A 2,483-nucleotide genomic window follows, 5' to 3' on the forward strand; every position below is an offset into this window, starting at 1 on the left:
GCGGCGTAGTTGGCGCCGAGGCGGCGTTTGCGCTCTTCGCCGTTGCCGTAGTCCCCGCGGATCACGGCGTTCGCGAGGGCTTCAATGTTGACCGCCGCAGGCTTACTCGCAGCGGGCTTACTGGCCGCGGGCTTGGAAGCACTGGTGCCACCCAGGATTTGGTTGACCCGGGCTTGGACTGCCGCGTAGTTGGACCCGAGGCGTTTCTTGCGTTCTTCCCCGTTACCGTACTGGCCATTGATGACCGCCCGAGCCAGCGCATCAACACTCCCCGAAGGAGCCGGAGCGGGAGCCGGTGCGGGGCTTGGTGCTGCGGGTTTTGCGCCGCTGCCGCTGGTTTTGCCGATGTAGGGGGCGAGAACTTTCGCGGGCGGATAGTAGTTCCCCGGGCATGTGGTGGAAGAGCAGTCTTTGTGGCCGAGGATCGCGAGTTTCCCGTGACGCTTTTGGATGTCGTCGATGAGTTCACCGATGGTTTTCCGGTCCGCGTCCGTGTTCCTGGGGTTGCATTCGATGCCGATGGACTGCTGGTTGTAAGCCCAGTTCCCCGCATGCCAAGCGGTATCGGATTCGCTGACCATGCGGGCTGCTTTGCCTGCTTCGACGACGTAGTGGGCGGAGTTGTTGCCTCGCCCGGTGGCGAACCAGTTCACCACGCCGTCGAAGGAGGGTTTCTTGGCCGGGTCGTCCCAGTGGTGGATGACGATGTATTTGATCTTGTTTCCACCCCGACCTTTGGTGTGGCAGGGCGCAGTGCGGTTGGTGATGAGCTGATAGGGCATGAGGAGGTTTCCTTCCCAGTTGGATTGGTTAGTTGGATTGGTCGAAATCGCCAGCGCTGCTCTCGTTCCCCGTTTCGGGCAGGGCCGCGCGGTCGCTGTGTTTAGGGACGTAGGGATCGGCGCCACCTGATGGCTGGCCTTCTTCTTCGTGGCCGTCGTATTCGTCTTGGTTGGCCTGTTTGGTGCCGGTCAGGCTCGCGAGGGCGTCCCGCAGAGCCTGGGGTACGGGCAGGCCCAGTTGGGCTGCGTTCTCGATGAGGCTGATGCCTTCGTTGGAGATGTAGAAGAAGATCACTGCGGTTCGCAGTACCCCGCTTTCTTTGAGGACGTAGACGTCGAGGAGGTTCGCTAAGCCGACGAGGACGAAGATGAGGACTTTGCGGGTGATCCCTTTGAAGCCGATAGCCGAGGAGACTTGGTGGTTCACGATGGCGCAGGCCAAGCCGGTTACGTAGTCGGCGATGACGAAGGCGAGCAGGGCGTAGAGGAACCCGTCCCACCCGCCTAGATACCAGCCGATGAGACCGCCAAGGCCGGTGAATATGGTTTGAAAAATGATGATCAAAGTGCGCAAGACGGGTGCCTCCCAGCAGGTTTTGGGCAAACAAAAACGCGCCTGGCCGGTTGGCAGACGCGCACGGATTTGGCCAAGAGCAACAGTGCTCTTGAGGGGTTGGGTTGTTAGTAGTTGGGGTCGGTCAAGGCTTCGAGGACCGCCCAGGCCGCATCAAACTCACCCTCGGACGGCTCCTGGAGTTCCCCGGAGACTGCGGGTTTCGCGGCTGTCGCGCCACTACTGGACCCGTCCGGTGGGGTAAGCAGGTCAGAAGACTCTTCACTAGGCTGTTCATCACGCATCACTGTCCTCCTTGCTGTAGGCGTTCTTTTCGAGGCTCGTGAGCAGCTGGTCGTAAGCGGTCGCCAGTGATCCCTTCAACTCCAGGTCTGCGTTTTCGAGGGTTTCGCGGAAGATGGTCTCGTGTCCGGTGTAGGTGGCCTCGTCAATCACCGTGACCTCGCCCAGTAGCTTGGCGCGCTCGGCCTGGTACTCGGCGGCGGTTTCCGGGACCAGTTCGAAGGTGTCGCCCTCACGCACCAACTCACCGGTGGCATCCTTCACGCCGTAAGTGTTCAACAGCTCCACCTCGCTTGCCCCCAGAACTTCCAGGGCATTGGAGACAAGAGCGAGGGCTCGAGTCCTAGCCCGGGAGGCCGCGCCTTTGAGCGGCAGGGAGTCCAGCAGTTCGCTCGTGGCGGGCAGCAGATGATTCGGTATTTCTAGATACATGGATGCTTCCTTTTCTCTTACATGGTGGTGGGAATCGCGGTGAGGTTCGCTGAGGAGAAGTACGTCCAGTTGATGGTGGTGCCTGACCGGGTGATGTTCTTCACCCACCCTTGGTTGAAGTAGGCGATCAGCGAGTTCACCCTTGAGATCAACGCGGTGATGCGAGCCATCACGTTTGTCATCTGGTAGTACGTGCCGTTCGTGGTCAAGTACAAATGCGTGGTCGAAAAACTGATCGCCGCCTTGTTGCCGCTTCCCACCCAGGACGCGTAAGCCGCCGCCGTGGTGAAGTCTTGAAGGTTCACGAACCGGTTGCCCGAGGTGTAGAAGTTGTGGTTGTGCGCGTAGAGGCTCATGGTCAGGTGTAGGCCTTTTTGTCCGTAGAAAGAGCCTTTCGGGTCCATGCACAGCAT

4 protein-coding genes and 1 pseudogene are annotated in these 2,483 nt (G+C 60.1%); all 5 read right to left on the bottom strand.

Translation table 11 applies throughout. The annotated features are described in order from the left end of the window. Positions 1 to 782: N-acetylmuramoyl-L-alanine amidase (locus CS903_RS09210; protein WP_099333256.1), on the bottom strand; the 782-nt coding region annotated here is incomplete at its 3' end. Positions 783 to 810: 28 nt separating this feature from the next. Then, positions 811 to 1,356, bottom strand: coding sequence for a phage holin family protein (locus tag CS903_RS09215; protein WP_099333257.1), 546 nt, complete (start codon positions 1,354 to 1,356; stop codon positions 811 to 813). Positions 1,357 to 1,463: 107 nt separating this feature from the next. Further along, positions 1,464 to 1,640 (bottom strand): hypothetical protein, encoded by a 177-nt coding sequence (locus CS903_RS09420; protein WP_164996729.1) that lies wholly within the window; start codon positions 1,638 to 1,640, stop codon positions 1,464 to 1,466. Beyond that, positions 1,633 to 2,070 (bottom strand): hypothetical protein, encoded by a 438-nt coding sequence (locus CS903_RS09220; RefSeq protein WP_099333258.1) that lies wholly within the window; start codon positions 2,068 to 2,070, stop codon positions 1,633 to 1,635. Before CS903_RS09220 ends, CS903_RS09420 begins: the two co-directional genes overlap by 8 nt. Positions 2,071 to 2,087: 17 nt before the next feature. Further along, positions 2,088 to 2,483 (bottom strand): annotated as a pseudogene (locus tag CS903_RS09225) (phage tail spike protein); the annotation flags it as partial.

Origin of the sequence: Actinomyces minihominis (assembly GCF_900187855.1) — a bacterium.
Classification (GTDB): Bacteria; Actinomycetota; Actinomycetes; order Actinomycetales; family Actinomycetaceae; genus Scrofimicrobium; species Scrofimicrobium minihominis.